The organism is Anabaena catenula FACHB-362 (assembly GCF_014698735.1).
Taxonomy (GTDB): domain Bacteria; phylum Cyanobacteriota; class Cyanobacteriia; order Cyanobacteriales; family Nostocaceae; genus Anabaena; species Anabaena variabilis_A.
Genome location: NZ_JACJTQ010000005.1, coordinates 1 through 26,034, shown reverse-complemented (window position 1 = coordinate 26,034; position 26,034 = coordinate 1). Strand labels below are relative to the sequence as shown.

The following is a 26,034-nucleotide window of genomic DNA, read 5'->3' as shown; positions in this document are numbered from 1 at the left end:
AATACAAAGTGATATTCTCACCTCACTTAATAATAGTGGCGGTGAGATTACACTTGTTACTTGTGTTAATTCATGTAGCTAAACACTTGGAATTACTGATACTGATTCGTGAATCCTGCGGGTACTATTGCATTTTCTAAATCAGCCCCTAGCAGGTTTGCACCTTGTATGTTGGCATTTGTGAGATTTGTTTTTTGTAAATCTGCCTTTTGTAAGTTTGCTCCTTGCAAATCAGCCCCTTGCAGGTTTGCTCCTTCTAAATCTGCATCAAATAAGTTTGCCCCTTGCAGATTTGCCCCAGCTATATTTGCTTTGCTTAAATCTACTCCCTGTAAATTAGCTGCTGTGAGAATTGTTCCTTGTAGGTTCGCTTTTTCTAATTCTGCTTCTTGTAGATTTGCATCTGCCAAATTAGCTGCTTGCAGATTTGCATTATCTAATTGCGCTCCCACTAGGTTACATCCAACACATTCATTAGTTGTTAATAGACGTTGAACATTTTCTGCCACAGTATTTACTGGCAATTTTATTGGAGGTGCAACTGGCTCAGAAGATACTATTGGAGTTGATATGGATTCTGTAGCTACTAATGGTACTTCTGATTGAGCTAAAGCATAGGGCTGATTAAAAAGAGAAAATATTGTCAGAAATGCCATAAATACAGCGGACAAAAGCCAAGAATTTACTTTCTTTGAGTTGGGTTTGTTCATTTGTTTATTCCTCGTGAATTCGATATGGTTTTTAAATTTGGGTTTAATTCACTTTAGTTCTACTTTAATACCAATCCATCCTCGAAATCAAATACTATTATTATTCATAACCATAAATAAAAGTAATGATTAATTTTTAGTTGATTATTAAAACCGCAAACCTATAATTAGGCTTATCTAGTCATCGATTAGTTTAAAATCAAATGACTCTTTCAATCAATTAAATTACGTTTTTAGTTTTTTTTAATTAATTTAAATCAATTTAATGGTTACTTTTGTCAACTTCCAAGCGTTCTCGATTTACCCAACGATTAACAAAGTCATTTTTATTTTTCTGTACCTTGACTTGTACTTGCTTAGAACCTAATTTGATAACTTCGGCAGGAATTCGTTGAGTGTTTTCAGAATCAGCACGAGCTTTATAAAGCCAAATAACTTTTTGTCCTATGAAATAGTCGGAATTTGAACTTAAGTGTGATGTTCCATCTGCCCAAGAGGGGGCAGCAAGTACTAAATTTATTAAAAGGATTAAAATCATTAAAGAGATTTTGATAATTTTCATGTGTTTGATTTAAGCTGTTATCTACGACAAATAATTTATAAATTATTTATAAATTATTTATTGGAAAAGCATGGCTAAATTAGGTACAAGTTCATGAGTTCCACTTTTAACCATGATAGATAAACCCAAGTATATTAATACAAATGGAAAGATTTTCCGACCATACCGAGTCATAACAGAAGCCATGAGAGGATTTCGAGTCAGGTTATAAGAAAGAAAGCACCATAGTCCAACACTTGAATAGCAAACACATAAAATTACTGCCAGACTGGGAACATTACTGCTGGCAAATAACGGGATATAGATACCAATATTGTTTCCACCATTAGCAATCGTTACCGCAGAAACGCGATAGGTTTGGGGATCTTTAAGTGTTGCTAATAATGTTTTTTCCTGACGCTGAGGTTTGACTGAATGAGCAAATTTAACTGATACAGCTTGTAAAGTATCTTCTTCCTCGTCTCGATTCATTAAATGGCTGATACCAATTATGATTGGCAGAATCCCTAGCAATCCAATCCATGCTTCTGGAAGAAATAAACCACCGAAGAAACCAGGGAGACTAGCTATTACTAATGTGGTGAATCCCATAAATTCGCCAATAATGATATGCTTGGGACGAAAGATATGATTTACTTTACCAAAAAAAGCTGTCAAGTATAAGTTATCATCAAACGTAGTTGCAAAAGCCGCAGATATGCCAATAATTAATGTACCAATTAGCCAACTCATAGTCTGTCTCCGCAATTATTTATTGAAATTCTTTCAGAAGATAGTTGAAAGAATTGCCATTCATTAAAGATGCAATTTATTACCTCAATAGGTAAGCTTAGTAGCTTATGAATTCAATATTATGGTCTAGCTTAGATAAAAACAAATACTCTTTATTATTAAAACGATAAAATGAATTTATTAAAGTAAAAATTCAAATAATTCCTAATTTATAATTCGTAGAGGCTTGCTTGTGGTCTATTTACCTGAAAATAACTGTAAGAACATTTACGACTATCTACTGCTTTCCGCTAAATTTACCGTATAATATTCCCCAGGTGTTTAAGATCACTACTATACAAGCTTGTACATAGTCAAAATGACACTGGAACAGTTGCGAATTTTTTTAGCCGTGGCGGAAATGCTGCACTTTACCCGTGCAGCCGAAGCACTTTATATTACTCAACCAGCAGTCAGTGCTGCTATCCAAAGCTTAGAGACAGGATATGGAGTCCGATTATTTCATCGTATTGGTCGTCATATTGAAATTACAGACGCTGGTAGATTATTACAGGGTGAGGCGCAAAAAATTCTTGACCATGTAGAGCTAACAGAACGTGGCTTGAAGGAATTAAATAATCTACAACGAGGGGAGTTGAAGGTCGGTGCTAGTCTCACAGTTGGTAACTATTGGCTACCCGAAAAAATTAGCCAGTTTAAGCAGTTATATCCCGGCATTTTTATAAATTGTAAGTTGGGAAATGCTGAAGAAATTTGTGAAGGTACTGCTTTAGGTATGTATGATTTGGGTTTGGTAACAGGTGATATTAAACCATCATTGCAGCAATCTTTAGAAAAAAGCGAAGTAGGATGCGATCGCTTGCAAATCGTTGTGGGTAGATCTCACCCTTGGTATCACCTGACTGAGATTTATTTAGATGAATTGCTCAACACAGGTTGGGTAATGCGTGAGTCTGGTTCCGGCGCACAGCAAATGTTTGAGCAAGCCTTACAAAGTTGGGAACTGGAAACCAGCAATCTAGATGTTGTGCTTAATCTCAACACTAGTGAAATGGTGAAAGCGGTTGTAGAAAGTGGTGTTGGTGCAGCTGCACTTCCAGAATCAATGGTGAAAAAAGAAATACAATTAGGGACATTACACGCTGTACAGATTACCAACCCACACAAAAAATCTGGCAAGAAATTAGAAATTGTCCAGTCTATTTGGAAACTCAAACACCGCCAACGTTTTCATACACGAGTAATGATAGCTTTTGAAGCAATCCTGATGGAAGAAAATGTCCAAGTTGCGTAGTTTGGCGATGAAATTAAAACAATGAGGACTTATAGCAGGAGTCAGGAGTCAGGAGTCAGGAGTCAGGAGTAAAACCCTCTTTTAGTGAGAGTTTCATTATCAATTGATGTCCTAACCACCCTGTCCACGGCTATATGCATCAAGTACAAAATCTTACATCATTTTCAATCAGACAGGAATTACGCACCAGTATTTGAGTGAATACACATAGGTTCTTCAGTACGCTTCACATTCAATGCGCTACTACACAAGCTAAGTCTATCTGGTATTGTAGAAAGTAATACGATACCACAAACCAGACCGGAAGTCTGACTCTTCCTCTGCAACGGGTATGTAAAGGCTTTGGATAGAACTTCTCTAGTATCTTTTTTACCAGATGTCAATTTTCAATTATTGAGGACTTGATTTCCTCAGAGTTTCTATGGTAATCTGTATTTATTATTAATCTACGGTAATTTGATAAAGTTACAGTAGTTAAATAACTGAGTAATCAATTATACACTCTAAAATCCAAGTTTTTAGCAACCAAAAATCTCTTTTTATGCCAAAAGATTGGTTGGAATGGCACGATCTTTATAATACTGAAGCCAAACTACAGCAACGCTTAAAAATCGTGAGGGAATATATTTCCTATAGTTTGGATAACTCCCCCGCAGGCATCATTCGCATAGTCAGTGTGTGCGCCGGTGATGGACGAGATTTATTAGGAATATTAGCAAATCACCCTCGCACTGAAGATGTATATGCAAGATTGGTTGAAATCAATCCCCAGTTAGTTGAACGTGGACGCGCAACTATAGAATCATTGGGTTTGACAAAGCAAATTGAGTTTATCAACGGGGATGCAACTGCTGCTGCTAACTATGTAGGAGTAGTACCAGCAGACATTGTAATTGTATGTGGTATTTTTGGTAATTTAGCCGATGAAAATGAACTTAATCGCTTATTAGGAAATCTGAGCTTTCTCAGTAAAAAAGGTGCTTTTATTCTCTGGACTCGCGGACATTCTAACGGTATTGCTTACTCGGAAACTGTGCGTAAATACTTCCGTGAATTCGGGTTTAAGGAAGTTAATTTTCAACTCACAGCTACAGGAGATATGGGAGTAGGTATTCATCGTTATTTAGGTGAAAACGTAGCTGTATCCAAAGAACAACAATTATTTGTGTTTTCTGGCGTTCCAAACAAGGCGAGGTAAAAATGTCACTCTTAAATACTATATCTAGTTGGGAACAACTATTAGAAACTGCTCGACAACATACCCCCGCACGTCGCTCAAAAAGACCAGGACAAGCTCCTTCTACTGTACCTATTCCTAGCAGTTTACATAAACTTCCCCCAAATACTAAGCCACCAGTTTTGTTATATCGTGATAGTAACTCTTGGTGTCCTTTTTGCGAACGGGTTTGGTTTGCTTTAGAAGAAAAAGAAATTCCCTTTGAAACTGAGTTTATTGATCTAAATAACAAACCTAAATGGTACACCGATTTAGTTCCTACCACCCTCGTTCCCGCAGCATATATTGAAGGTAAGTTGGTTTATGAATCTAAAGACATTCTCTTAGAATTGGAAGATCAGTTTGGCGAAACTTTATTACCTGAAAATCCCGAAGAAAATGCTGTTGCTAGGCAATGGGTAGAGGATGCTGAAACCAATGGGTTTCGAGATATTGCCTATAAATTCTTGCGCCAACCTCCAGAGGATGCGAATGAATTAGCAAATCTACAGGCAGAATTTGAAGCTAAATTAGATGAAATTGAGCAAACTTTGGGTAAATATCCAGGTGCTTACTTTCTCTCAACATTTAGTTTGGTAGATATTATGTATAGTCCCCATTTAGATAGATTGGCAGCTAATTTACCAGTGTATAGGGGATATCACATCAAAGGAAACTCTCGTTTTCCTCTCATAAATGCTTGGTTGGACGCACTCAAACAACGTCCTGCTTACAACAGAGTTAAGTCAGACAATATTACCAACAATTTACTGCTACGACGTAGATTTGGCGTACAACCTATAGGTAATCCACTACCTTTAGATTTATCAGAAAGTGAATTTATTGAATATCGAGCAGAAGCGGCGGAAAGATTGAGTGATAATCGAGAACTTGCTATTGGTGATATTCTCAAAAATTCTGGAGTTCAATCTTTAGGTGATATCTCAATTATTCAAGAAGCTGTTGATTTTCACTTACGATTATTAGCTGATTATCTTATCAATGGCAATGGAAAAATATTACCAGGAGGAAGAACTGGTGGCAATGAAAGTATCGATCCTATTTTCGCTGCTACTGGAGCTATTACACTGGCATATTTAAGAAATCGCATTTGTGCGCCACGTGATATGAGTGCTGGTGCTGCTACTGCATTTCGAGCCGCAGCAGACAAAGTTTTGGCATCTATTTATTAATGCCTAAATTAAAACAATGATCAAACTAGAGGCAGAGAAATGAGTGATTTAAAAAAGGTTAGTGATGATTTGAGTGTTGCTGGACAAATTTCTTCTGGGCAACTACAAGAATTAGCATCTGCGGGGTATAAGTCGGTTCTGAATTTGCGTTCTCCTGATGAGAAAGATTTTCTTCATGATGAACAGCAACAAGCAGAAGCTGCGGGACTAGAATACGCAAATGTTCCATTAAATCCTAAAGAACCAAATCAACAGCTAATAGCAGAGGCAATTCTAGAAATTGATAATTTACCCAAGCCCATTTTAATTCACTGTGCTGCTGGTGGAAGAGCCGGGGGAATAGCCTTAATTGCTAATGCAATTGAAGAAGGTTTGAGTTATGAGGAAATCACCCAAAAAGCTACTGAGATTGGCATTAATTTAGAGCAACCACACCTCAAACAATTCCTGTTAGAAAAGTTTGCTACCAAGCAAAGTTAGGTTTTTAAATCTATTTTTCGCTTTTTCCCACCATAAAACTTATTTGGGTGCAATTTACTATGAGTTTAGAACTACATCTATCGGGTAAAACTGCAATTATCACAGGTGGTAGTGCTGGAATTGGGTTAGCTACAGCCAAAGCTTTATACAGTGAAAGTGTGAATGTAGTGGTTGCTGCCCGCAATCAAGAAAAATTAGAACAGGCAGTAATTGATATTCAATCCTTACCTAATACCAATGCTAAAATTATTGGTATTAGTGCCGATTTAACCAAAGCAGAAGATGTTGAGAAAGTTGTCTCTACAACATTAGAACAATTCGGCAAGATTGATATCTTGATTAATAATGCTGGTTCTGCAAAAGCTGGATCATTTCTAGAACTGAGTGACGAAGCATTTTTAGATGCTTGGAATTTAAAACTATTGGGTTACATTCGTTTAGTTAGAGCCGTTGTCCCCCATCTGAAAAATCAGCGAGATGGACGCATTGTTAACATTATTGGTGGTGCTGGACGTACACCCCGTCCTAACTTCCTCCCAGGTGGAACAACAAATGCTGCCTTGCTTAACTTTACACGAGGGATTTCTAAAGAATTAGCCCAAGACAATATTAGAATTAATGCCATTTCTCCAGGTTTAACAGACACAGAAAGAGCAAAAACTTTAGCAGAACAAAATGCTCAAAGTTTGGGTATTAGTGTGGAGGAATACAAAGCACAAGCAGTCAAAGCAATTCCTCTAGGAAAAATCGTCAAGCCTGAAGAAATTGCAGCATTAGCTCTATTTTTAGTTTCTGATTTAGCCTCTTCTATTACTGGTGCAGAAATTCAGGTTGATGGTGGAAGTACACCTGGAGTGTAAGCTACGGGGATTTTCTGTATCCCAAAAGTTGCGTTTTTCAAGCAAATACTAATCTTAAACAAAGAGGAATTTCGATGAGTCAGAAACAATTATTTTCAGAAGATTCATCTACTACTGATTTTGACCAAACCTTATTAGCTGATGTGCTGGTAATTGGCGGTGGATCGGCTGGTACTTGGTCAGCGTGGAGTGCTGCTAATGCTGGTGCAAAGGTGGTTTTGGTAGATAAAGGCTATTGTGGGACGAGTGGCTGTGCAGCAGCTTCAGGTAACGGTGTGTGGTATGTCCCACCAGAACCCGACAGTAGAGAAGCAGCAATGGCTTCTAGGGAAGCTTTGGGAGGATTTTTGTCCAGCCGAGATTGGATGCAACGAGTGCTGGATCAGACTTATGCGAACGTCAACCAACTAGCTGATTGGGGTTATCCTTTTCCTGTAGATGAGGAAGGTAGACCCTATCGGCGCAGTCTGCAAGGCCCAGAGTATATGCGTTTAATGCGGCGACAAGTCAAACGGGCAGGGGTAAAAATTTTAGACCACAGTCCAGCTTTGCAGTTGTTGGTAGATGCAGAAGGTGCTGTAGCTGGGGCGACAGGGGTTAACCGTCAGACTGGTAAAAAGTGGATTGTGCGATCGCATTCAGTGATCATTGCCACCGGAGGCTGTGCTTTCTTAAGTAAAGCCTTGGGATGCAATGTGCTAACAGGGGATGGATACCTGATGGCAGCCGAAGCGGGTGCAGATATGTCGGGCATGGAATTTTCCAACGCCTATGCGATCGCACCTGCTTTTTCTTCTGTAACCAAAGGCTTATTCTATAATTGGGCTACCTTCACCTACGCAGATAAAACGCCAATTCCTGGTGCAGCTTCCCAAAGAGGGCGTTCAGTCATTGCCAAAACCTTATTAACTCAACCAGTTTACGCCATTTTAGACAAAGCCTCAGAAGAAATGCGGGTGACAATGCGGTTATCTCAACCTAATTTCTTCCTACCCTTTGATCGTGCAGGTATTGATCCCTTTACTCAACATTTCCCTGTCACTCTCCGTTTAGAGGGAACAGTTCGTGGTACAGGTGGCATTAGAATTACCGATTATACTTGTGCTACTTCTGTCCGTGGACTTTATGCAGCGGGTGACGCAGCAACAAGGGAATTAATTTGTGGTGGCTTTACCGGTGGCGGTAGTCATAACGCAGCTTGGGCGCTATCTTCAGGCTACTGGGCAGGACAATCGGCGGCTACATATTCCTATAATTTAGGTTCGCAAGCCAACCAAAGACGAGTTGAAACTGTTGGTGGGGTAGGATTTACATCTGGTAGTCAGAAGCAAATCCACAGCGAAGAAATCATCAAAGCTACTCAAGCAGAAGTCTTCCCATACGATCGCAATTATTTCCGTAATGAACAAGGTTTGACCGAATCATTGCAAAGATTACATTCTCTCTGGGATGAAATTCGTAACAGCCAAGTTGCAGATAATAACAATATAGTCCGCACCAGGGAAGCAGCCGCAATGATAGCGACAGCCAGATGGATGTATAGCAGCGCCTTAGAACGCAAAGAAACTCGCGGAATGCACAAACATTTAGATTATCCAGAACTAGATACCAACCAGCAACACCATTTAATTAGTGGTGGGTTAGATCAAGTGTGGGTGAAAACTACACCTATACAGGAGATAAAAACGAAAGAACTCCTAACTGTGTAAGAAAACACAAAAAACTTAACCCTCCAACCCCCAATACGGGAAGGGGGAGTCAAAGCCTCTCTCCTACAAGGAGAGAGGTTTGGAGAGAGGTTCAACATTTAATCAAAGTATTACCACCAAATCAAATGATTGAATTAGTGAGTGAATCGCGGTGCATTGAATGTAATATCTGCGTCAAAGTTTGCCCGACAAATGTGTTCGACAAAGTACCAAATGCACCTCCAACAATTGCCAGACAAAGTGACTGTCAAACCTGCTTCATGTGTGAATTGTACTGTCCAGTAGATGCCTTGTATGTTGCACCAGAAGTAGAACCGTTAGCATCGATAAATGAACAATCATTGCAAGAAGCAGAACTTTTAGGCAGCTATCGGAAAAATATCGGTTGGGGAAAATCTCTCACAAATACAGCTAAACAAGATTCAACATATCAACTCTTGAAAAAGATGAAATAGAACATTCTCTTTCTCCTCCTCTGTGGTTTATTTCCTATGATTAAATTTTCTCTCCCCAGACTTTCTTTACTGGCTGCATCTTATCTTGTAATTCTTAGCACTGCCTGTAGTTCTAGTCCAAACATCTCCCAAGCAGTTCCAAATATTCAAACAGAAGCTAAACCCACAACTTCAACTTTACGTCTGGGTTTTATCAGCACTTCTAAAACTAAAATTCCCACAGGACCGACAGGTTGGGCAATGCAGCAAGGTAAACTTATACCTGAATTGCAAAAAGTGGGAATTACAGAAGTTAAAACCATCTCATTTCCCAATGGACCGAACTTAAATGAAGCCTTAGTTGCCGGAGAAATAGATGTCGGTATTTATGGCGATACACCTGCGTTAATTGCGAAAGCAAATGGTACTCCCACCCGCTTAATTAGCCAAGAACAAGTGGGAATGAATGCTTGGTTATTAGCAAAGAAAAACGGAGCGATTTCCGTAACCGATTTAAAGGGAAAAAAGGTAGCAACATCAAAAGGTTCTTATATGCACCGCTACTTAATTGGGTTGTTACAAAAATCTGGGGTTGAGAAACAAGTTACTGTCGTTCATCTACTCACTAATGAAGCCCAATCAGCATTAGAAAGAGGTGATGTGGCAGCTATAGCTGCGGCAACTGGTACAGGACCACTGTTAAAATCAAAAGGGTATGCAGTTGTTGATGAAGCAATCAAACATCCTGATTTACCAGGAACAAGTGTAACTGTTGCCACAGAAGCTTTCCTTGCTAAACATCCCGATTTACCACAAACATGGAATCAGCTTAAACAAGCATCAGTAAAAGATATTAAAGCCAACTCAGAAGGCTATTATAAATTTCATGCCGAGGTTTCTGGATATCCCCTTGATGTTGTTAAAGCTTCGTTCCCGCTAGAACAGTTTCCAGAAGAAGCAATTCCCACAAAGGGAGTCCAACTATTGGCAGGAACAAAGAAGTTTTTAGTTTCCCAGAAATTAGCAAAGTCAGATTTTCAGTTAAATGATTGGATTTGGTCAACACCACAAAAATAATCGGAGAGTTGTCAGTTGTGAAACTCATTTTACCAGCAGAAATTGCTATTGAACTTGAACCTCATTTACCTGAAGATACTGTTGTAGTGCCTGTAGATAGTGATGGCAATTTAGATGGTGATGCGACAGATGCCGAAGTTTACTATAGTTGGTTTTACCTGAAACCGACAACTTTACATCGAGTCTTAGATGCTGCACCTGCACTCCGTTGGCATCATGCACCGAATGCGGGTGTAAATCATATTTTGACACCAAAATATTTAGAACGGGATTTAATTTTGACTAACGGTGCTGGGATTCACGCTATTCCCATTGCCGAATTTGTGATTACTTATCTACTGGCTTACACTAAGCAATTACCAAGTTTATATCAGCTACAAGCTGAACATAATTGGCAAAGGGGCTTACCAATCCAAGAATTGCTAGACAAGACATTATTAATTATTGGTGCAGGTGGAATCGGACAAGAAATTTCTATTCGTGCTAAAGCATTTGGAATGCGTATTTTTGGTAGTTCTCGTCATCCAAAACCATTACCAAATTTTGACAAAGTGGTAGGTGCAAATGAATGGAAAGAACTGCTTCCAGAAGCCAATTTTATTGTTATTGCTACACCTTTGACACAGGAAACAAAGGGAATGATTGATTTAGAAACCTTGCGTTTATTTCGCCCCGATGCCTATTTGATTAATATTGCACGGGGAGCAATTGTCGATGAATCAGCACTTACTAAGGCATTACAGGAAGGATGGATTGCTGGGGCGGCTTTAGATACAGTATTTACAGAACCATTACCAGCGGAGAGTCCTTTATGGTCATTGCCTAACGTTTTTATTACACCACATTGTTCTGGGAATTCTCCTAGAGTTAAAGAGCGATCGCTTGCCTTGTTTCTTGACAATTTAAACCGTTATCTTCAAGGTAAGTCTTTACACAATGTGGTAGATAAAACTGCTGGTTATTGAATAGGAATTTAATAAACTCACGATATGATTTACAATCAAATAGAATTTGATTTGCGTTGTGAATGGGGTAAAAAGGGAGTTGAGCAACTTGCTCCTATTAGTGATGTCATAATTATTGTTGATGTGCTTTCTTTTTCTACTTGTGTAGAACTCGCTACTAACAATGATGCTATTATTTTTCCTTTTTCTACTAAAGATGAATCTACTACAGGTGAATCAGTTGTTGATTATGGAAAAAAATTAGGTGCAGAAATAGCGTTACCTATGGCTAGATCAAAAAATACTTATTCTCTTTCTCTTCAATCTCTTGTAAAGATTGCTCCAGGAACTAAACTAGTTTTACCATCACTCAATGGTTCTACTTTATCTTTACTAACTGGACAAACACCCACTTTAGCTGGTTGTTTGCGAAATTGCCAAGCTGTGGCACAGTTTGCCCAAAAATATGGCAATAAAATTGCCGTGATTCCTGCTGGAGAAAAATGGCAAGAAGATGGTAGTCTACGTCCTGCATTTGAAGATTTAATCAGTGCTGGAGCGATTCTCAGTTATTTACCTGGTAGCTTATCACCAGAAGCAGCAATAGCTGTAGCAACATTTCAGGCTTTCCAAAAAGATTTGCTGAGTTACTTGCAAAAATGTAGTTCTGGTAAAGAGTTAATTGCTAAAGGATTTGAGTCAGATATTGAACTTGCATCAGCCTATAATGTTAGCAATTGTGTACCTATATTGACTGAAAATGCCTATATAAAACAGGAAGTTAATTAACAGCTACTTATATTCTATATAACCTTCTTAAATATTTTTTTGCGGGATGTAAAATAAACGTAAGAAGTCAGGTTAATTTAAGCCTGAAACTCTTGTTAATCCACACTTGTAGGTTATTCTCTTACGTCGAACTCAGGTTCCGAATAGTAATGATAGGAATAAAATTATTTGGCTGATGATTAATAGTTTCTTCTCAAGCATATATGGCATTACTCAAAATATTCATAAATACCTGGTTTAGCTACAGCAGTTGAGAAAGCTGCCGCATATCATTAAAAACTATCTTCGCTCCAGCAGCAGTAAGAGCAGTGGGATAGCTATGTTGGGCATAACCAAAAACAGTCATTCCTGCCGCACATCCTGCTTGCACACCTGGTACAGAGTCTTCAATGACAACACAATGTTCTGGATTTGTGTTCATTTGCTCGGCTGCATAGAGATACACATCAGGAAAAGGTTTAGGACGCGGAACATCATAACAACTATATATTTTTCCTTCAAATTGATGTAGAAGTCCCGTTAATTTCAAGACCAGTTGAATATGACGGTGGCTGCTATTTGATGCCACACATTTTGGTAATGTAATTTGCTCCAATAGTTCGGTAATGCCTGAAACTGCCTGTAATTCTTGCTGTAATGCAGGGAATTCTCGTTCTTTACAAATTTCCATAAAGTTTTTGGGCAATGGTTTATTGTAAAATTGCTCGATAATTTCTAAACAGGTTTTCAGAGACTTGCCGATAAATTTTTGAGTTACTTCTGCATGGGTGATAGGAAAACCAAATTCAGTGAGCGTTTCTGCAAAAACGCGATTGATAATTGGTTCGCTATCAACTAACACTCCATCGCAATCAAAAATTACAAGTTTGAACCCAGTTTTACCCATATTGTTACCTCAAATTTATCATTGGATTGCTAATAGGCGTATTTGGACTATCCCATATAATAGCTTCTGCTTTATAGGACTGACATTATTAGGCTTCGCTACCTAGCTTTTTATTTGCTAAGTTTAAGATATCAACTTGTTTCTGCTCGGATACCTAAATGGTTAGCCAATAAGACTTCTTCTAAAATTTGACTTATGGTTTATTAAAAAATTACGGTAAACCGATAAATTTTATTGAGTTTATAAATAGTAATTTCCCACAAATTAATCTAAAAGACAAGTATGCTCAGTGCTGGTGGTTCAGTGTTCCCATACCAGACTACCGAACTAATAAAGAAACATTCACTTTTAAGTAACCATGAATTCTTGCAACATTGCCTCATTTATCCGTAGCGGGGGTTGCCCCCCTTTTGACGTTAAACGGTGATTTTATTACCATCAAACTTGGTGAAGGTAAAGCCGTTGAATTTTTCGTTATAACCCAACCTCTCATCCTTGAGAATACTAATAGCAACTTCCTCACCCAAAGCCAAACCAGCAGAACCATCTGTGCGCCAATGGATACCACCATGACCGCGACCAAGGGTGTAATTAGCTGCCAGCTTATTTAACTCACCACCAACAGTTAACGGCTCTCCTGTATAGGGAATCACCTTGGTAGGATCATTAGGATCAGGTACTACAGGATTGGGAATAACAAAATTTTCATCAAAGTATGCTTTTAATAGTGTGGCATTAACACCTGCGATCGCAGCCGCACCACCAACATAAGATGAATGAATGGGTGATCCTTCCGGGTATCCATGCGGTAACAGATAAGAGCCAAATTTACTAAAACTCTGAGCTATGGCTTTGGAGTTTAAAATATCCTGATGAACTGGATATTGAGTTTTATTAACAATATTGTTGTGAACTAGCCCACCATAAGCTTCTGGGCGCAGAATGCGGTGTACATAAAACTTATGCCAGTAAGCGGCTCTAATTGCACGGGATGTACCCAAATTCAGTAAGGCTTGTAAATGTCCGACTGCAAAAGACCCATTGCCCCCCTGTTGAGTCTTCGATTTGACAAAGGGATTACCTGGATTAAGAGGTGCGCCAATCCCCCCACTAAAAGGATCGTTAGCGTTGCCAGTTGTACCGAGAATGAGAGAAGCACCAAAAAACGAAGCCCCTGGCGCATGGGAAAATTCTGATAAATCACGAATAGTGAATATATAACGGCGCACTGGGTCATACTTCAGCGATTTAGGCGCACCGCCATTCTGCACATTTAGCCATTCTTCGTAATCAGTCAGAAAGTCGTTACCAGGGAGAGCAGTCCGAATTACAGGCGGAACATACTGAACTCCCCAAGGAATATTTTGTAATGCAAACTGGGAGATGTGAGGCCCTACTAACACCCCTGGTGCAGTAACGTGTTTTGCTGTTCTACCAGATTTGTCATTCTTATCAACATAAGTGACACTACCGCGAAATAAACTTTGGGGAGTCACACGCCCATTTTGTTTCGGTCCTTTGAATGCCGAAAGCTTGTTAAGTTCTTCCACAGCAGCCAAAACAAGAGGATCTTCGGTGTTGTTTTGTAATTTGTGAAAAGGTACATCCCGCAGTAAGGCTTGCCAATAAATTTCAACAGCTTCAGCAGCCCGTTCTGGACTAGCTAGAGTTGCTGGTGGTGGTACTGATATCTGCACTGGATTGCACCCTTCTAGGCTAATAGCTAGGGGTCCTTGAGCATTGACCAGTTTTCTAGTACCACCCAAAATCACCTTTTCAAAATCATCATGGTTATGGGTTGTCACCGCCTTCGTTAAAGATTCGTAGGCTTTGAGATCAACTTCACCAAGTTTGTTGTGCGGTAATCCCCTAGAGTCAGAGCCGATTTTGTTGGGATACCGTTCTTCATCGCCGTTGGTAGGATGGGGAGGAATGGGAATATCCTGATTCGCTTTTGCTGCTGCTAAACGGACTTTGTAGGCTTTCTCTAGCCACTTAGTGTAGTTACCCCGCCCTACTATATCTTGGGCTTGGACAATATCTTCTCCCTGCTTCCCAGAAAGAGATACACCCGTAACTCCAGCCACAAAACCAGCAGCAGTCAGCAGACTACTACGTCCAAGAAATAAACGTCTACTAAAACGTCCAGAAGATGAACGTTTATCACCTGCATTAGCTACACGGGGCTGCTGTGAGTCTTGATGAGAATTAGGATTTAGTTGCATAAGATGCTCTTGATATTTAGAAAGTGAAATATTGAAGGGAATTTTGTAGATGATTGAGCTATTTCAGCCGCTTAGGTGTAATGGCTTCAGATAGTTGAGGTGGAAGAGTTGCATCTTTGACATTTATCTTGCGGGGAATAACTTTTTCTTCAAAATAAAAATCGGCTACTCGCTGTTGTTCAGCAACAATAGAAGATGTTAGTTTTCTTAACCGATATGTCCGGCGGCGTGCCACAGTTTCTAAAACTGATAAATCTAATTTCAATTCAGGTGCAAAAGCTTTAGCAACTTCTTTTGGGTTCTTGTCAGCCCATTCTCCAACCTTGTCTGCTTCTTCTAAAAATACTCTTGCTAACTCTGTATTTTTAGTGATAAATTCGCGTCTACCTAAATAAAATCCACCGAGAGTATTAATTCCTGATGCATTTCTAAGATTACGAATAGGGATGGTTTTTTCCACAAGAGCTAAAAAGGGATCACCACCTACCCACACTTCAACTTTGTTTTGAATAAAAGCATCGCGGGCTTCAGATGGAGTTAGTCCCACGACTTGAACATCGCTAATTTTTAATCCCACTTCTCTTAAAGCTTTGGCTAATAAATAGTGTGCATTTGATCCCCGTTGAAAAGCAACTTTCTTACCCTTAATATCCGCTAATTTCTTAATAGGAGAATTAGCTCTAACGATAATACCTTGCCCTAGTCCTCTACTGGGTACACGACTGGCAATATAAATGACTTCTGTGATACCAGCGGCTTGAGAAAATATTGGTGGTGTTTCTCCCACAGTACCAATATCAACCTTACCTGCATTCATGGCTTCTATTAATTGTGGCCCAGCAGGAAATGGTCCAACCCAATTCACCTTTACACCCAAGGCTTTAAAACGTGGCTCAACAACTTTTTTGACTTTCACAATATCCCCAGAGGTTTGATAAGCCAAGTTGATAACTTTGGCACTAAATCCAGATTTAGTCTGTGCTTGAGTTGTTTGCATATTCACACCTGTAAAGGGAGCGGATAGAGCAAATAATCCCAATACTGAATATTGAAAAATGCGTTGTAAAACTGTCCGACGTTGTGGCATAAATGGTATTTGCATAGCGGAAATATTTGGAATTGAATAAAAAAATAACGCTGTAAACTGGTTGTCAGCTAGAGGAGTTATGAATGCTAAACAGTCCTATAAAGTGTTGCTAGTTTTGCTGAAAGCATTACTTACTTTATAGTTAAACTATTAAACCCCGCTAAATTTATCGAATTGCAGTAGTATAAATATTGATTTTACACAAATGTCTTGATAAAACAAGTATTGTTGACGACAATTCTCTATTTTCTACAAATAATTTGTAACGCACTGTACCAAATTGGAGGATTTATTTTTTGAATTCCCTTATTAACTAATTCAAGGGGGTTTAAATAAAGAGCTTCTATAAGCAGCAAGTATGTTAGGCGGGGTCTCCCTTACAAAGTTCAGATCGCCGCGCTAAATAGACGTTACAAAACTTAATCACGAAATTATTTTAATTTTGTTTTGATTGAGGAATTAAACCCATCTCTGTATATATGGGGTTTACGGCTTGTCTAATCTTGGACAGTTGTCTAAGAAAAAAATAGGCTCCAATTAGACAACAAACACCACCAAATAATAAGGCATTAGCAACACCAATGAGACTTGCTAATCCTCCAAAAAATAAATTACCAAAAGGCAGTATTCCCACAAAGGTAGTCATAAATATACTGGTTACTCGTCCTCTTTTATCTTCTTCAACAATAATGACTTGCATAAAATTATTAATTGAAGCTAGAGTCAGAGTATTAGTTAGTCCCACAATAAAGATTAATAATAAGCAAATTTCCATCTGTGTTGAGCGAGAAAATAGGATTAACGATACTCCAAGGACTAGAGTAGAAATTGCCATAACTTTTTCTATTCCTATTACCCTATTACGGGCAACTAGATAAATACCAGAAAAGATAGAACCAAAGGCTGAAGCAGTCATGAGAAAACCCATTGTTTCTGCATTGCCTTTTAGCACTTCTTTGGTAAATACCGGGATTAAATTTACATAAGTCATTGCCATAAAGCAAACTATAATTTGTAATATCAAAATAGATTTTATAGGTGTAAAGTTATAGGCAAAAATAAATCCTTCTTTGAGATTATGCCAAATTTTTGCAGATTTGGATGTTGATAAATTATTGATGGTTGGTTTTATCTGCACAGTCAACATAGCTGATATAAAAGGCAAATAGCTGATAGCATCTACTAAAAAGCATGAAGCTGCGCCATTTCTAGCAATTATGAAACCCCCGATCATGGGACTGACAAATTTAGCTGTGTTGATTAAAAATGAATGAACAGCAATTGCACTATAAGTATCACTTCTATTCTCGACCAATCTAGGGATAATTACCTGACGCGCTGGTAAATCAAAAGCCTTTACTATTCCCTGAAGAATACCAATTATAATAATATATGTAACGTTAATATAATCGCTAACAGTAATAAAAGTGAGCAATGAAGATAAGAAGATAGAAACTACTTGAGTAGTTAATAAGACATATCTTAAGTTCCATCTATCTAGCATTACTCCTACTAATGGTGTAATAATCAAACCCATAGCTTGATTTGTAAAGCCAGCAATACCAACTAACATAGCTGAATTTGTCAATTGATAAACCATCCAGACTAAGGCAATTTGTGTCATCCAAGAGCCGAAAAATGATAAGCTTTCCCCAATGACAAAACAAGATAAATTAGGCGATCTAATTGCTGGTGGAATTTTCAAAAAAGCAAATATTTGCTTGCTTTTATTCAATGTTTTTCTATTTTCTTGTAACATTACTATTGCCTTTTTTGAAAGTTATTATTTTTAGGATTATTTTTAGGCACGACATAATGTGCCAATGGCATAAATAAACACAACATTTATTTCTACCAGATGAGCCTACTCTTTAGCTAATTTATCTATGGTTGTACTCTTTTCAGAATTGGGTACAAGGTATAATTTCAACATCAATAGAATTACAATAACCACTGCGGCAAAGACACTAATGTTCTTGCAAGGTTGGACGAATCAAGATTTCATTGACATTGACACGCTGCGGCTGGGTAACTGCATAAACTATTGCTGCTGCTATATCTTCACTTTCTAATGGTGTAATTGCTTTTCGTCGTTCTTGAATTTTCTTTTTTGCGACTGGATCGGTAATATGATGATCAATTTCTGTCTCTACTAAACCAGGTTCGATGATGGTAACGCGGATATTATCTTTATGTACTTCTTGTCTTAATGCTTCAGAGAAGGCATTGACACCCCATTTAGTCACATTGTAGCCACCCATGCCTGCTCTTGCGTTTCGTCCAGCTACAGAAGAAATATTAACGATATGTCCTGATTTTTGCGCTTTGAAGATAGGTAATACAGTGTGAGTTGTATACATTAGCCCCAAAACGTTGACATCAATCATTTTTCGCCAGTTTGAGGTATCTGCATTTTCAATGTTACCTGGAAATGCTACACCTGCATTGTTAACTAAAATGTCTACTTGTCCAAATTCTGTATTTGCTTTCTGCACTAGGTTCTTAGCTTGAGCTTCGTCGGTGATATCTGCAACAATTGGTAATGCTTGACCACCATTGTCAGTAATATATTTTGCTACTGCTTCTAACTTGTCTACCCTTCTGGCCGCAATTACCACTTTTGTTCCTTCTGCTGCTAGTGCGATCGCTGTAGCTTTACCAATTCCTGAAGAAGCTCCGGTAATAATCGCTACTTTCCCTTCTAGTTTACCTGCCATAATTCACTCTTGACTTGATTTTAGTTAAACTACAATAAATCGGTCAAGTTACCGTAGTTTATAAATACAGCATCTCACGAATGTCTGGAAAAAGCAAGAAAAGTAGTATCTAATACTCCGGCAATTTAGTAGGTCAGCACAATAAAACCAAACTGTGTGAAGAAAGGTAAACAAGGCTAAAACCTTTTTTCCGCTGCTTTATCCTAACGATAATTATTTACGCCGAGCCACTTAGGGCAGGCTAGAAAACCACACCCCACCATAAAATATATTACTCTTGTGGGGTGAGCATCCTGCTCGCCTATCTTATATGTAATTGAATGTAGCTACTGCTCACAAAATTGCATTGCTCCCATGTCACAATTAGCCGGAAATGAAAATAATTATTTGCCCTGGAATCCATGAACCAGAATTAACTACAAGCTTTATCACCGGAGGGTTAAATCTAGAGCATGACAGATCCAGCCAAAAAAATCTGGTAGATATATTGGTTTTTCCGGGAGAAGGAATTTTAGCTTTATCCGCATTCCATATTTTACAGTTTTTGCGCCTTCATCTTCAGCGCCCCGCAGGCGAAAGCATGGGTAATGAGCTAGAAACGCCTGTTATATTCATTAGCTTTAGTGCTGGTGTGGTTGGTGCAATTATCGCTGCCACAAAGTGGCAACTTTTAGGCGGTTATGTCAAAGCATTTATTGCCATAGATGGTTGGGGGATGCCATTATGGGGAAATTTCCCAATTCATCGTCTGAGTCATGATTACTTCACCCATTGGAGTTCTGCTGTTTTAGGTAGTGGGCAAGATAATTTTTACGCCGAGCCACCCGTTGAACACTTAGCAATGTGGCGATCGCCCCAAACAGTACAAGGACAGTGGGTAGACCAATCGATGGCGTTTCCTCCATCCATAAAACCCTTAAGTGCCGCTGAATTTTTGCATTTGTTGTTAAAACGCTATGATTAACATTCTCTTCACCTTGGTGACGCGGAGGGTGGGGATTCCCGAAATCACAAATTAGAGTTCCTCTTTCCACGAGTTGATGTACTTGAAGGAGTTACCAAGCTGCGCCCCGCTTTGCTACTCCCTTCCCAGTGTAAGATTACTTATCTTCTTCCTTCTTCCTTCTTCCTTCTTTCTTCGCGTCCTTTCCTTCGGAACGCTTCGCGAACGCGTCTTCGCGGTATGCCTACGGCTCCCGTAAGGGATACATTAAATCCGTATTCATCTAGTGGGAAGAGAGTAACACCCAAGTTTTGAGCAGTCTCTCCAGAGGCATTAGTTCAGATTGAACCCGTCGTACTTATAAAAATAGTCCGGACACTAGCGTTACCAAACAGGAGTGAGAAATAGAGAAAATAAGGGTGACAATGGAAATAAACACGGTTAAATAACTAATGTTCCTCTCATGGCTCCCAGCTTCTTCCCATCCATCTACCCTAGTCAAAATTCCTAAATATAGTAAATGTTTCCTACTGAACCTACTGCTGTTAATCACGGCTTTGGCGCACTGCTAAAAAACAGGAATTTTATGCTCCTGTGGATTGGGCAATTGGTTTCCCAATTGGCAGATAAGGTATTCTTTGTATTAATGATTGCCTTACTGAAGCTCTACCTACCTGCTAATGATGTAGACAATAGCGGTCGTTTCTATTTGTACATGGCATTTACCGTACCAGCAATTTTATTTGGTTCCGCAGGCGGTGTGATCGTTGACCGTGTGCCGAAAAAACTGATTATGGTAGGCTCAGATGCGGTACGTGGCCTTTTCATGCTGTTAATTCCCTTCCTACCACGGGAGTTTGCAATTCTGTTATTCTTCACCTTTGCTATCTCCACCGTCACCCAGTTTTTTGCCCCAGCAGAACAAGCTGCTATCCCGCTTTTGGTGAAGAAAGAGGGTTTAATGGCTGCCAATGCCTTATTTAGCAGCACGATGATGGCAGCATTAATTATTGGTAATGCTGTCGCTAGTCCAATGTTGGATTGGGTGGAAAGCTTGAATAAAGGTTTTGGTAAAGAAATGGTAGTAGGTATCTTATATCTACTGTCTGCTTTGATTATGATGCCTATTCATTTTCAAGAACACAGACACATTGACGAAGATACAGTAAAAATTAATCCTTGGGCTGAATTCTTACAAGGCTTGCGCTATCTCAAAAAAAATCGGCTCGTGTGGAATTCCATGCTGCAAATTGTCACTTTATACTGCGTGTTTGCGGCTCTGATAGAATTAGCGATTGGTATGGCAGCAAAGTTGCACTTAGAAGCCAGGGACTTTAGCTTTTTCGTAGCCTCTGCCGGAGTCGGGATGGTAATAGGTGCGGCAATTCTCGGACACTTTGGTCATAAATTACATCACAAACCCTTACCCTTAATCGGGTTTTTGATTATGGCGATGTCTTTAGGGTTGTTCACTTTTATTGAAAACCTGCCCCTAGCCCTAGGACTCTGTATTTTCTTGGGTGTCGGTGCAGCTTTCGTGAATGTGCCAATGCAAACTTTAATTCAGCAAGAAACTCCACCAGAAATGCATGGTAAGGTATTTGGCTTTCAAAATCATGCCATCAATATTGCCCTCACTGCACCTCTGTTGATCACAACAAAACTAGTTAATGCCTTTGGTTTATCAGCTGTACTGTTGGGAATGAGCCTGGTTGTGGCTGCCGTCGGTGTCTGGGCGTGGCAAAATACCCGGAGGGTATTGCAAGATGTGATTTAAAAATTGTAAAATCATAGCCCAAAGATATTGTATGTCTATGCTAGTAAATGGAAATTATCTAAGCATTTGCTGGAATTTTTCAATTAAAATGAAGTTATAAATACAGAATCTAGGGCTTAAGTTTAGTTATATTTTGAGGTTAACCGTGCGTTCACAAAGTGTCTCCGCAGGAGAATCCCCTTCTCAAATCAGTATCTCACAATCGGCAAATCACAAGCAATCCCCTATCTCTAATTCGTCAGTTGTCGCCCCCAAACGTGAATCCGGCGGTTTTGCATTGTTAGATAGTCTCGTCCGTCATGGTGTTGAATATATTTTTGGTTATCCCGGTGGGGCAATTCTGCCGATTTATGATGACCTGTATAAAGTAGAAGAAACTGGCAGAATTAAACACATTCTCGTTAGACACGAACAAGGCGCTTCCCATGCAGCTGACGGCTACGCCCGTGCCACTGGTAAGGTGGGAGTGTGCTTTGGGACTTCTGGCCCAGGGGCAACGAATTTAGTCACAGGTATCGCTACAGCCTACATGGATTCTATTCCCATGATTGTGGTGACAGGACAAGTACCACGGGCTTCGATTGGTACAGATGCCTTCCAAGAAACAGATATTTACGGTATTACTTTGCCCATTGTCAAGCATTCTTATGTAGTGCGTGACCCTAAAGATATGGCGCGGATTGTGGCGGAAGCGTTCCACATTGCCAGCACTGGTAGACCGGGCCCCGTTTTGATAGATGTTCCCAAAGATGTGGCTTTAGAAGAATTTGACTATGTACCTGTAGAACCAGGTTCGGTCAAATTACCTGGATATCGTCCCACTGTGAAGGGAAATCCCAGACAAATTAATGCGGCAATTCAGTTGATTCGAGAAAGTCGCCGTCCGTTGTTGTATGTTGGTGGAGGTGCGATCGCAGCCAATGCCCATGCAGAAGTCAAACAACTAGCTGAATTATTTAATATCCCCGTCACTACTACCTTAATGGGTATCGGTGCATTTGATGAGCATCATCCCCTCTCCTTGGGAATGTTGGGAATGCACGGTACTGCTTACGCTAACTTTGCGGTGACAGATTGTGATTTGCTGATTTGTGTTGGTGCCAGATTTGATGACCGGGTGACAGGTAAGTTAGATGAATTCGCTTCCCATGCTAAAGTCATTCATATCGATATTGACCCAGCCGAAGTAGGTAAGAACCGTGTTCCCGAAGTTCCTATTGTTGGTGATGTCAAAAACGTATTAACGGATTTGTTACGTCGATGTCAAAACTCAACGAACAAAACTCCACCTCACCAAAACCAAGAATGGTTAAATTTAATTAACCGTTGGCGACAAGATTACCCTTTGGTTGTACCTCATTATCCTGATAGCATTTCTCCCCAAGAGGTAATTGTCGAAGTTGGTCGTCAAGCACCCCACGCTTTCTACACCACAGATGTCGGACAACATCAAATGTGGGCGGCACAATTCCTCAAGAATGGCCCTAGACGCTGGATTTCTAGTGCTGGTTTGGGAACAATGGGTTTTGGTGTTCCTGCGGCGATGGGTGTAAAAGTAGCATTCCCTGATGAAGAAGTTATCTGTATCAGCGGTGATGCCAGTTTCCAAATGTGTTTACAGGAGTTGGGAACCTTAGCACAGTATGGCATAAATGTCAAGACTGTGATTTTAAATAATGGCTGGCAGGGAATGGTGCGTCAATGGCAAGAAGCCTTCTATGGTGAGCGTTATTCTTGCTCAAATATGGAAGTAGGGATGCCAGATATTGAATTTTTGGCTAAAGCCTATGGTATCAAGGGGATGGTGATTAGTAACGGGGACGAGTTGCAAGATAAAATTGCCGAAATGTTGGCACACAACGGGCCAGTGATTGTCAATGTCAAAGTTACTAGAGATGAAAACTGCTATCCTATGGTAGCTCCTGGTAAGAGTAACGCGCAAATGATCGGCTTGCCTAAGCAACAACCGAAAATTGTAGTTGAGCCGGTTTATTGTAGCCACTGTAATACAGAAAACCTACCTAGTCACAATTTCTGTTCTGAGTGTGGAACCAAGTTGTAGTTAGATTCTTAAGGGTTTAGCAATGCTGAACCCTGATTCCAATTATATGATGTCCGGTTGAATACTTATGATGAGGGAACCGCAGGGGGAAGCTCTTACGTGGAGAGTTTTTCAACAGCAATTAGCCGGACTTGATATTACAGCTATTTTCGAGTAAATGAACTACATTTTTTTGTCTCACGCAGAGGAGCCAGTGCGTTGGGCGGCTCTGCCGACTTGAAGCAACTGGCGTAGCGCAGAGGCGCAAAGAGGAATCAAGAGTATGGTCTAAATACATTAAAACTGGTGTAAGCTCACCCAGAGAGGAAGAGTTTGGGAGATATAATTCTTGATTTTCATATCCCAATTCAGCAAGCCCTAAATAAAATATACAGATTCTAATATGCAAACAAATGCAGAAGTTGATATATCTGCATCATTTAAATGTTACAACCGGATAAATAATTTGGGTAAATACCGGGCAATTGTATAGTATGAAATAGCGATAGCTTCGCTCGCCGCAGGCATCGCTCCAGAGCTAAAATTAAACCTGATATTATTTGGGATTTTAAATTTTGGATAGTGAAGCATATACAGGTAATAATTTGCCTGTATCTGTCATAATCATTTTTAAAATTGGTATTAATATGATTGGCAGAAAAATTTCCATTAGCATGATTTTGCTATTTCTCGGTATCCAAGTTGGTGTTATCCAAGAAATAACGCAAGCACAAACACCATTTGCACAAGCAAATACTACAAAATCAACTTGTCCTGCTCAATTACCCTCATCTGTAGATGCTATTATCAATCTTCCTCAATTCAGTCGTATGCGCTGGGGAATTTTGGTAAAACCCTTATCATCTGGGCAATCTCTTTACAATCGAGATGCTGAAAAATACTTTATTCCTGCTTCTAATACTAAACTATTCACAACAGCAGCTGCATTACAGAAATTGGGGGCAAATTTTCGCATTCGTACCTCTGTTTATCAAGATGGTGATGGTAATGTGCGTGTCGTTGGTAGGGGAGATCCTAGCTTAAAAGATGCTCAACTAACAGTATTAGCAAAACAGTTATCCCAACAGGGGATTCGGCAAATAAATCAGTTAATTGCTGATGATAGTTATTTTCAAGGAGAAGTTGTAAATTCTAGTTGGCAATGGGAAGATGTACAAGCTTATTATGGCGCACCAGTAAATAGTTTAATTTTAAATGAAAATGCTTCTGTCTTAACATTTTTGCCGCAAACTATAGGTAAACCACTCAAACTTAAATGGGCTGAACCTACAGAAGCATATCGCTGGAAGATTGAAAATAATACTGTAACTACTCCAGAAAATGAATCAGGTTTTGTGGAAGTAAACCGGGACTTAAAAGGTCAAATATTAAGGATTCAAGGACAATTAGCTGTAAATTCTCAACCAGAAATAACGGCTTTAGCTATTTTTGATCCCGTTGAAAATTTCTTAAGACATTTTCGGCAAAGTTTAAGAAGAGAAAAAATTTCTGTACAAGAAACATCTAGCAGCAATGGTGGTAAGAATGAACAGGAAATAGCAGCAATTGAATCTGCACCTTTATCTAATTTGATGGTAGAGACAAATGTCAATAGTAATAATTTGTTTGCTGAAGCTTTACTCAGGATATTAGGTAGTAAACAAGCATTAGCAAAAAATCAACGTACTGCTGATGCAGGGCTACAAGTTTTAAAGACTACTTTAACTGAATTGGGAATTGAGCCAACAAATTATATTTTAGTAGATGGTTCTGGACTATCTCGCAAAAATTTAATTAGTCCAGAAGCTTTGGTGCAACTTTTGCAGCTAATGGGTAAATCATCCCAAGCTGAAGTTTTTCGTGCTTCTTTACCTGTTGCAGGCATTAGCGGAACTTTAAAAAATCGCTTTCGTAACACATTAGCGGAGGGAATTGTCCAAGCAAAAACAGGGACAATGACTGGTGTAGTTTCCTTATCTGGATATATTAATGCACCTAATTATGAGCCTTTAGTTTTCAGTATTATGGTGAACCAATCTGAACAGCCTACAAGTGTCGTCAGGAAAGCTATGGATGACATTGTAGTTTTATTAGCGCAGTTGCGGCGCTGTTGATACAGCAGAATTCAGGATTCATATCGTGTTCGTTAAATACTTAATCATTATAGAACATATACGTAGGGTGGGCATTACCCACCTTGTCATGGTTTTTGTGGGCGTTTCCCACCCTACAAATATAGCAGGAGGCAGGAAGCGATGCGATTTTGTGAGATGCCTTGCTTCGTTTGGGCAGGGGGCAGGGAGCAGGGAGCAGGGGGCAGGGGGATTAGAAATTAGCGTTTTATGAGCCAAGGAGATG

22 protein-coding genes are annotated in these 26,034 nt (G+C 39.4%); 14 read left to right on the top strand and 8 right to left on the bottom strand.

Annotated elements, in window-relative coordinates; translation table 11 throughout:
* Window positions 1-92: 92 nt before the first annotated feature.
* The 3 genes from H6G68_RS05320 to H6G68_RS05310 form a co-directional block, all read right to left on the bottom strand.
* Entirely contained in the window at window positions 93-710 is a 618-nt protein-coding gene (locus H6G68_RS05320; protein ID WP_190905703.1) for a pentapeptide repeat-containing protein, read from the bottom strand.
* Between the two features lie 262 nt (window positions 711-972).
* Window positions 973-1,272 carry a hypothetical protein gene (locus H6G68_RS05315; RefSeq protein WP_190905702.1) on the bottom strand — a complete coding sequence of 100 codons (300 nt, stop codon included), beginning with the start codon at window positions 1,270-1,272 and terminating at the stop codon, window positions 973-975.
* A 57-nt stretch (window positions 1,273-1,329) separates the two neighbouring features.
* Window positions 1,330-2,004, bottom strand: coding sequence for a cadmium resistance transporter (locus tag H6G68_RS05310; protein ID WP_190905701.1), 675 nt, complete (start codon window positions 2,002-2,004; stop codon window positions 1,330-1,332).
* Between the two features lie 358 nt (window positions 2,005-2,362).
* Here H6G68_RS05310 and H6G68_RS05305 point away from each other — a divergent pair, with 358 nt between their 5' ends.
* The 10 genes from H6G68_RS05305 to H6G68_RS05260 all read left to right on the top strand — a co-directional run bounded on the left by H6G68_RS05305 (window position 2,363) and on the right by H6G68_RS05260 (window position 12,000).
* Complete coding sequence (locus tag H6G68_RS05305) at window positions 2,363-3,298, top strand: LysR substrate-binding domain-containing protein (protein ID WP_190905700.1); 936 nt, start codon at window positions 2,363-2,365, stop codon at window positions 3,296-3,298.
* A 541-nt stretch (window positions 3,299-3,839) separates the two neighbouring features.
* Window positions 3,840-4,496 carry a class I SAM-dependent methyltransferase family protein gene (locus H6G68_RS05300; protein ID WP_190905699.1) on the top strand — a complete coding sequence of 219 codons (657 nt, stop codon included), beginning with the start codon at window positions 3,840-3,842 and terminating at the stop codon, window positions 4,494-4,496.
* A gap of 2 nt (window positions 4,497-4,498) precedes the next feature.
* Window positions 4,499-5,707 (top strand): glutathione S-transferase family protein, encoded by a 1,209-nt coding sequence (locus H6G68_RS05295; RefSeq protein ID WP_190905698.1) that lies wholly within the window; start codon window positions 4,499-4,501, stop codon window positions 5,705-5,707.
* Window positions 5,708-5,746: 39 nt separating this feature from the next.
* Window positions 5,747-6,187 (top strand): protein tyrosine phosphatase family protein, encoded by a 441-nt coding sequence (locus H6G68_RS05290; protein WP_190905697.1) that lies wholly within the window; start codon window positions 5,747-5,749, stop codon window positions 6,185-6,187.
* Window positions 6,188-6,246: 59 nt separating this feature from the next.
* The gene (locus tag H6G68_RS05285) at window positions 6,247-7,047 is read left to right on the top strand and encodes an SDR family oxidoreductase (protein ID WP_190905696.1); all 801 of its coding nucleotides are present in this window, start codon (window positions 6,247-6,249) and stop codon (window positions 7,045-7,047) included.
* 74 nt (window positions 7,048-7,121) lie between these two features.
* Window positions 7,122-8,756 (top strand): FAD-dependent oxidoreductase, encoded by a 1,635-nt coding sequence (locus H6G68_RS05280; protein WP_190905695.1) that lies wholly within the window; start codon window positions 7,122-7,124, stop codon window positions 8,754-8,756.
* Window positions 8,757-8,881: 125 nt separating this feature from the next.
* Entirely contained in the window at window positions 8,882-9,211 is a 330-nt protein-coding gene (locus H6G68_RS05275; protein ID WP_190905694.1) for a 4Fe-4S binding protein, read from the top strand.
* Between the two features lie 36 nt (window positions 9,212-9,247).
* On the top strand, window positions 9,248-10,267 hold the full coding sequence (locus H6G68_RS05270) for an ABC transporter substrate-binding protein (protein ID WP_190905693.1): 1,020 nt from the start codon (window positions 9,248-9,250) through the stop codon (window positions 10,265-10,267).
* Between the two features lie 17 nt (window positions 10,268-10,284).
* Window positions 10,285-11,232 carry a D-2-hydroxyacid dehydrogenase gene (locus H6G68_RS05265; protein ID WP_190905692.1) on the top strand — a complete coding sequence of 316 codons (948 nt, stop codon included), beginning with the start codon at window positions 10,285-10,287 and terminating at the stop codon, window positions 11,230-11,232.
* 24 nt (window positions 11,233-11,256) lie between these two features.
* Window positions 11,257-12,000, top strand: a complete 744-nt coding sequence (locus H6G68_RS05260; RefSeq protein ID WP_190905691.1) for a 2-phosphosulfolactate phosphatase — start codon at window positions 11,257-11,259, stop codon at window positions 11,998-12,000.
* Window positions 12,001-12,241: 241 nt separating this feature from the next.
* Here H6G68_RS05260 and H6G68_RS05255 read toward each other — a convergent pair whose 3' ends face one another.
* The 5 genes from H6G68_RS05255 to H6G68_RS05235 all read right to left on the bottom strand — a co-directional run bounded on the left by H6G68_RS05255 (window position 12,242) and on the right by H6G68_RS05235 (window position 18,915).
* Entirely contained in the window at window positions 12,242-12,886 is a 645-nt protein-coding gene (locus H6G68_RS05255; RefSeq protein WP_190905690.1) for an HAD family hydrolase, read from the bottom strand.
* Between the two features lie 416 nt (window positions 12,887-13,302).
* Window positions 13,303-15,111, bottom strand: coding sequence for a vanadium-dependent haloperoxidase (locus H6G68_RS05250; protein WP_190905689.1), 1,809 nt, complete (start codon window positions 15,109-15,111; stop codon window positions 13,303-13,305).
* A gap of 58 nt (window positions 15,112-15,169) precedes the next feature.
* Window positions 15,170-16,213: an aliphatic sulfonate ABC transporter substrate-binding protein gene (locus H6G68_RS05245; protein ID WP_190905688.1), complete on the bottom strand. Its 1,044-nt coding sequence runs from the start codon at window positions 16,211-16,213 to the stop codon at window positions 15,170-15,172.
* A gap of 421 nt (window positions 16,214-16,634) precedes the next feature.
* A complete protein-coding gene (locus H6G68_RS05240; protein WP_190905687.1) occupies window positions 16,635-17,957 on the bottom strand; it encodes an MFS transporter in 1,323 nt (440 codons plus the stop codon).
* Between the two features lie 208 nt (window positions 17,958-18,165).
* Window positions 18,166-18,915 (bottom strand): SDR family NAD(P)-dependent oxidoreductase, encoded by a 750-nt coding sequence (locus H6G68_RS05235; protein WP_190905686.1) that lies wholly within the window; start codon window positions 18,913-18,915, stop codon window positions 18,166-18,168.
* A 373-nt stretch (window positions 18,916-19,288) separates the two neighbouring features.
* Between H6G68_RS05235 and H6G68_RS05230 the strand changes: the two genes are divergently transcribed.
* The 4 genes from H6G68_RS05230 (at window position 19,289) to dacB (ending at window position 25,790) form a co-directional block, all read left to right on the top strand.
* The gene (locus tag H6G68_RS05230; protein WP_190905685.1) at window positions 19,289-19,879 is read left to right on the top strand and encodes a hypothetical protein; all 591 of its coding nucleotides are present in this window, start codon (window positions 19,289-19,291) and stop codon (window positions 19,877-19,879) included.
* Between the two features lie 499 nt (window positions 19,880-20,378).
* Window positions 20,379-21,635 carry an MFS transporter gene (locus tag H6G68_RS05225; RefSeq protein WP_190905684.1) on the top strand — a complete coding sequence of 419 codons (1,257 nt, stop codon included), beginning with the start codon at window positions 20,379-20,381 and terminating at the stop codon, window positions 21,633-21,635.
* Between the two features lie 145 nt (window positions 21,636-21,780).
* On the top strand, window positions 21,781-23,697 hold the full coding sequence (gene ilvB, locus H6G68_RS05220; RefSeq protein WP_190905683.1) for a biosynthetic-type acetolactate synthase large subunit: 1,917 nt from the start codon (window positions 21,781-21,783) through the stop codon (window positions 23,695-23,697).
* Between the two features lie 626 nt (window positions 23,698-24,323).
* Window positions 24,324-25,790, top strand: coding sequence for a D-alanyl-D-alanine carboxypeptidase/D-alanyl-D-alanine endopeptidase (gene dacB, locus H6G68_RS05215; protein ID WP_242045151.1), 1,467 nt, complete (start codon window positions 24,324-24,326; stop codon window positions 25,788-25,790).
* Window positions 25,791-26,034: the final 244 nt, after the last annotated feature.

Coding starts and splice junctions, on each gene's coding strand:
- H6G68_RS05225 (WP_190905684.1), top strand. CDS start 20,379: ATGTTTCCTACTGAACCTACTGCTGTTAATCACGGCTTTGGCGCACTG.
- H6G68_RS05285 (WP_190905696.1), top strand. CDS start 6,247: ATGAGTTTAGAACTACATCTATCGGGTAAAACTGCAATTATCACAGGT.
- H6G68_RS05320 (WP_190905703.1), bottom strand. CDS start 710: ATGAACAAACCCAACTCAAAGAAAGTAAATTCTTGGCTTTTGTCCGCT.
- H6G68_RS05260 (WP_190905691.1), top strand. CDS start 11,257: ATGATTTACAATCAAATAGAATTTGATTTGCGTTGTGAATGGGGTAAA.
- H6G68_RS05240 (WP_190905687.1), bottom strand. CDS start 17,957: ATGTTACAAGAAAATAGAAAAACATTGAATAAAAGCAAGCAAATATTT.
- H6G68_RS05280 (WP_190905695.1), top strand. CDS start 7,122: ATGAGTCAGAAACAATTATTTTCAGAAGATTCATCTACTACTGATTTT.
- H6G68_RS05300 (WP_190905699.1), top strand. CDS start 3,840: ATGCCAAAAGATTGGTTGGAATGGCACGATCTTTATAATACTGAAGCC.
- dacB (WP_242045151.1), top strand. CDS start 24,324: ATGATTGGCAGAAAAATTTCCATTAGCATGATTTTGCTATTTCTCGGT.
- H6G68_RS05310 (WP_190905701.1), bottom strand. CDS start 2,004: ATGAGTTGGCTAATTGGTACATTAATTATTGGCATATCTGCGGCTTTT.
- H6G68_RS05255 (WP_190905690.1), bottom strand. CDS start 12,886: ATGGGTAAAACTGGGTTCAAACTTGTAATTTTTGATTGCGATGGAGTG.
- H6G68_RS05245 (WP_190905688.1), bottom strand. CDS start 16,213: ATGCAAATACCATTTATGCCACAACGTCGGACAGTTTTACAACGCATT.
- H6G68_RS05305 (WP_190905700.1), top strand. CDS start 2,363: ATGACACTGGAACAGTTGCGAATTTTTTTAGCCGTGGCGGAAATGCTG.
- H6G68_RS05290 (WP_190905697.1), top strand. CDS start 5,747: ATGAGTGATTTAAAAAAGGTTAGTGATGATTTGAGTGTTGCTGGACAA.
- H6G68_RS05275 (WP_190905694.1), top strand. CDS start 8,882: ATGATTGAATTAGTGAGTGAATCGCGGTGCATTGAATGTAATATCTGC.
- H6G68_RS05295 (WP_190905698.1), top strand. CDS start 4,499: ATGTCACTCTTAAATACTATATCTAGTTGGGAACAACTATTAGAAACT.
- H6G68_RS05230 (WP_190905685.1), top strand. CDS start 19,289: ATGAAAATAATTATTTGCCCTGGAATCCATGAACCAGAATTAACTACA.
- H6G68_RS05235 (WP_190905686.1), bottom strand. CDS start 18,915: ATGGCAGGTAAACTAGAAGGGAAAGTAGCGATTATTACCGGAGCTTCT.
- H6G68_RS05270 (WP_190905693.1), top strand. CDS start 9,248: ATGATTAAATTTTCTCTCCCCAGACTTTCTTTACTGGCTGCATCTTAT.
- H6G68_RS05315 (WP_190905702.1), bottom strand. CDS start 1,272: ATGAAAATTATCAAAATCTCTTTAATGATTTTAATCCTTTTAATAAAT.
- H6G68_RS05250 (WP_190905689.1), bottom strand. CDS start 15,111: ATGCAACTAAATCCTAATTCTCATCAAGACTCACAGCAGCCCCGTGTA.